Here is a 4,537-nt window from a genome sequence, read left to right as displayed (position 1 = left end):
GCTACAGAAGCGAGCGACGGACGCGAAACTCCCGACGCGACCACCCAACTGCGATTGGCGCCAAATATAGCCGAACTCCCCGGCAGTTTTCGAGTCGTGCCACCCCCGATCTGCGTGATCCACTATCAAAACTAGAACATGTTCTATATCCTCGGCCTCATGAAGGTCGCAGTGACCGGCGCAGCCGGCTACCTCGGTACCAACTTGATCCCTCTGCTCGTCGAGCGCGGCCACGAGGTCGTCGCGATCGACCGCGTCGCCCCGGCTACCGCCGATCCGGCCGTCACCTGGGTCGAAGGCGATGTGCTCGACCCGGCGTCGATGCGTGCGGCGCTGGCGGGCACCGAGGTGGTCTACCACCTCGTCGCGCTGATCACCCTCGCCGAACGCAACGATCTGGCGTGGCGGGTGAACACCGAGGGCGTGCGCGTCACCGCCGAGGCGGCGCTGGAATCGGGCGTGCGCCGGTTCGTCCACACCAGCTCTATCCACGCTTTCGACCAGTACCGCGCGGGCGGGCACATCGACGAGACCTCCGGCCGCTCAGACGATCCCGGTTTGCCCGTGTACGACCGGTCGAAGTGGTCCGGCGAACTGGCCTTGCGCCCGGTGATCGAGCGCGGACTCGACGCGGTGATCGTGAATCCGACCGGCGTCTACGGCCCGGTCGACCTCCCCGATCGCCTGTCCCGGCTGAACGTCATCGCCGCCCAGGCGATGCGCGGCCGGATTCCGGTGATGATCGGCGGCGGCTTCGACCTGGTCGACGTGCGCGACGTCGCCCAGGGCCTGGTCCTCGCGGGCGACAAGGGCCGCACCGGCGAGAACTACCTGCTCGGCGGCGAGATGACCACGATGATGGACTTCTGCCGGATGGCGGCGGCCCGCACCGGCGCCAAGGGCCCACGCTTCGCCATCCCGGCGAAGGTACTCGGCGCGACACTGCCGGTGCTCGAGCCGATCGGCAGGCGTTTCGGCTCCGACAGCCTGTCCAAAGCCGCACTGGGCGCGCTGATCTCGGCGCCGGTCGTCGACCACGGCAAGGCCGAACGCGAACTCGGCTACCGCCCCCGCCCGACCACCGAGACCGTCAACGACCTCGTCGACTTCCTGCGGGCGTCGCGTCAGGCTTGACAGCTGTTCGAACAAATGTTCGACTCGTGGGGTGCGGTGGCAAGCTCAGACCCTGGACGCCGATGACGGCGCGCTGCCCGGCCTGACCAGGGCCGGGCTGGTCCGCTCCGTCCGCACCCCCGAGTTCGACGGCATCACCTTCCACGAGGTGCTGTGCAAGAGCGCGCTGAACAAGATGCCCGAGAGCTCCGCGCTGCCCTTCCGCTGGACGATCAACCCGATGCGTGGCTGCTCGCACGCCTGCCGTTATTGCTTCGCGCGCGGCAGCCACGAATATCTCGGCCTCGACGCGGGCGAGGATTTCGATTCCGAGATCGTGGTGAAGACCAATATCGCCGCGGTGCTGCGTCGCGAACTCCTGCGCCGTTCCTGGCAGCGCGAGGCGGTGGCGCTCGGCACCAACACCGATCCGTACCAACGCGCCGAGGGCCGATACCGCCTGATGCCCGGCATCATCGGCGCGCTCGCCGATTCGGGCACCCCCTTCTCCATCCTCACCAAGGGCCCGCTGCTGCGCCGCGATCTCCCGCTGCTCACCGAGGCGGCCCGGCGCGTCGAGGTGAGCGTCGCGGTGTCGATCGCCATCCTAGATCCCGACCTGCATCACAGCCTCGAACCGGGCACCCCGGAACCACGTGCCCGTCTCGACCTGGTCCGCGCGCTGGCCGACGCGGGCTTCACCGTCCATGTCATGGCCGCGCCGATCATCCCCTGCCTCACCGACAGCCGAGCCCACCTCGAGGCCCTGTTCGCCGCGATCGCCGACGCGGGCGCGGCCAGCGCCACGGCCTTCCCGATGCACCTGCGCGGTCCCACCCGAGACTGGTTCCTCACCTGGCTCGGTACCGAACACCCCGCGCTCATGCGCCGCTACCGCCAGCTCTACGCCCGCGGCGGCAACGTCACTCCCCTCTACCGCGACTGGCTACGCGACCGAGTGAATCCCCTCCTCGACCACTACGGCCTGCGCCGAGTCCAAGGCCCCACCACGCCGGCCGCTCCCCCACCCACGCCGCACGACGCGCAGCTCGCCCTCTTCGGCTGACCGCCGGACAGGCGGTCGGGCTACGACACCATCCGGCGACGCTCAACCGAGTGCGGCGACCTCGGAATCGGTGAGAACCACCGGTGAGACGCTGTCCTTGCTCCGTACCGACCGCACCGCGCGATACAGCGGACGTTCGCCGAGGCCGGCGTCGCGAGCCTCGGCACGCAACTGCTGCACGAGCACTTCCGAGATCGCGATGGCCGCGGCGAGTTCGCTGGCGGCGAGTGCGTCGGCGAGTTTGCGCAGGCCGAGCAGATGCAGTTCGCGGCCGCTGCCCACGTCGGTGTACATCGCCAGCGGCACCAGCTGGGTGTCGCCGCCGGCGGTGACCCGCAAGACGATGCGGCTCAGGCGTGCGGGATACACCAGCAGGTGCACGCCGGTGGCGTCGGCGAGGTCGACCCTGTGTTCGCCGACCAGCCGGTGTGCGCGGATCACGGTGCCGCTCAACCACAGCCGCCGCCGCTGGAACGCGAAGACGTAACCGATGGTCGGGACAGCGACGGCCAGTCCGATCAGGATCGCGTACGGCCAGCTCAGCCAGACCGCCGACAGCAACGCCGCACCGACGCCCACGCCGAGCGCGGCCAGCGCGAGCCTGCGCAACATCGGCGCGAACACCTCGGGCGCCACCAGGTCGATTCCCACCGGTTCCGTCGCTGCCGACTGCCCGGACTGCCCGTCCACGATTGCCTCTCCGCCCCACCGGCCCGCCCGGCATGAGGCGCGGTCAGATTACCGCGCCGCACCGACCTCAGCAGCCGAGCACGGCGCCCACCGCGGAGTACGCGGCCTCAGCGACCGAGCTCCGCGCGCAGCACCGCCACGACGCCGTCGAGCGGGACGGACCGCTGTTCACCGGTTGCCATCTCCTTGACGCCGATCGTGTTCTCGGCGAGATCGCGATCGCCGAGCACCAGGGTGTACTTCGCCCCCGAACGGTCGGCGCCCTTCATCGCACCCTTCATCCCGCGTCCGCCATAGGCCAGGTCGACGCTGATGTCGGCGGCACGCAGTTCACCGGCCAGCGCGACCAGCTTCGCCTTGGCCGCGTCGCCGAGCGCGACGCCGTACACCTGGCAGCGCGCCGGATCGGCCGCCGACTTGCCCTCGGCAGCGAGTGCCAGCACCGTCCGGTCGACCCCGATGCCGAAACCGATGCCCGACAGCGGCTGACCGCCCAGTTCGGCCATCAGTCCGTCGTAGCGGCCACCGCCACCGATGCCCGACTGCGCACCGAGCTGGTCGTGCACGAATTCGAACGTGGTCTTCGTGTAGTAGTCCAGACCGCGCACCATGCGCGGGTTCACCACATACGGCACGCCGAGCGCGTCGAGGTGTCCGAGAACCTGCTCGAAGTGCGCCTTCGCCGACTCCGAGAGGTGGTCGATCATCAGCGGTGCGTTCGCGGTCAGCTCGCGCACTTCGGGACGCTTGTCGTCGAGCACACGCAGCGGGTTGATCTCGGCGCGGCGCTGTGTCTCCTCGTCCAGGGGCAGCCCGCGCAGGAACTCCTGCAACAGTTCGCGGTACTGCGGGCGGCACGTCTCGTCACCGAGCGAGGTGATCTCGAGGCGGAATCCGTCCAGGCCCAGCGCGCGGAATCCGGCGTCGGCGATCGCGATGACCTCGGCGTCGAGGGCGGGGTCGTCGATGCCGATCGCCTCGATGCCGACCTGCTGCAACTGCCGGTAACGACCGGCCTGCGGGCGCTCGTACCGGAAGAACGGACCGGCGTAGCAGAGCTTCACCGGCAGCTGACCGCTCTTGTCCAGGCCGTGCTGGATCACCGCGCGCATCACGCCCGCGGTGCCTTCGGGACGCAGGGTGAAGCTCTCGCCGTTGCGGTCGGCGAAGGTCCACATCTCCTTGCTGACCACGTCGGTCGACTCGCCGACACCCCGTGCGAACAGGGCGGTCTGTTCGAATACCGGCAGCTCGACATGCCCGTACCCCGCGAGTCGGGCGGCGTGGATCAAGCCGTCGCGCACGGCGACGAACTCGGCCGAACCGGGCGGCAGGTAGTCGGGGACCCCCTTCGGGGCGGTGAAGCTGCTGGTCTTGGTCACGATGGTCCAGTTTTCCCCACGGGCGCCCCCCGCGTCCAACCGGTTACCCTCTAGACGAACCTGACGACACGGGAGGAACGCGGTAGTGCCGAGTAACGAACAGCGACGGGCGGCGGCCAAGCGCAAGCTGGAGCGCCAGCTGGCACGACGGGCCGAGCAGGAGAAGAAGCGCAAGCGCTTGACGATCGCGGGCTCGGTACTGGGTGTGATAGTCGTCGCGGCCGCCGCGACCGGCGTGTATTTCCTCACCAGGGGCGACGACAGTGAGTCGGTCAACGCCGAGTCG

At 69.3% G+C, this 4,537-nt stretch carries 4 protein-coding genes and 1 pseudogene; 3 read left to right on the top strand and 2 right to left on the bottom strand.

The features are described 5' to 3' along the window. Positions 1–159 precede the first annotated feature (159 nt). Both ACFWF3_RS25440 and ACFWF3_RS25435 read left to right on the top strand, forming a co-directional pair. Positions 160–1,134 (top strand): NAD-dependent epimerase/dehydratase family protein, encoded by a 975-nt coding sequence (locus ACFWF3_RS25440; protein ID WP_379315767.1) that lies wholly within the window; start codon positions 160–162, stop codon positions 1,132–1,134. A 31-nt stretch (positions 1,135–1,165) separates the two neighbouring features. Next, a complete protein-coding gene (locus tag ACFWF3_RS25435; protein WP_379315765.1) occupies positions 1,166–2,179 on the top strand; it encodes an Rv2578c family radical SAM protein in 1,014 nt (337 codons plus the stop codon). Between the two features lie 42 nt (positions 2,180–2,221). Here the strand turns inward: ACFWF3_RS25435 and ACFWF3_RS25430 are convergent, their stop codons facing one another. Further along, on the bottom strand, positions 2,222–2,869 hold the full coding sequence (locus ACFWF3_RS25430) for a hypothetical protein (protein ID WP_379315763.1): 648 nt from the start codon (positions 2,867–2,869) through the stop codon (positions 2,222–2,224). 107 nt (positions 2,870–2,976) lie between these two features. Further along, positions 2,977–4,251 carry a histidine--tRNA ligase gene (gene hisS / locus ACFWF3_RS25425; RefSeq protein ID WP_379315761.1) on the bottom strand — a complete coding sequence of 425 codons (1,275 nt, stop codon included), beginning with the start codon at positions 4,249–4,251 and terminating at the stop codon, positions 2,977–2,979. A gap of 85 nt (positions 4,252–4,336) precedes the next feature. Between hisS and ACFWF3_RS25420 the strand changes: the two are divergent. Further along, a pseudogene (locus tag ACFWF3_RS25420) lies at positions 4,337–4,537 on the top strand (peptidylprolyl isomerase); the annotation flags it as partial.

The sequence above is a fragment of the Nocardia sp. NPDC060220 genome, from assembly GCF_042727815.1.
Taxonomy (GTDB): domain Bacteria; phylum Actinomycetota; class Actinomycetes; order Mycobacteriales; family Mycobacteriaceae; genus Nocardia.
This window is presented reverse-complemented; position numbering and strand designations above follow the sequence as displayed.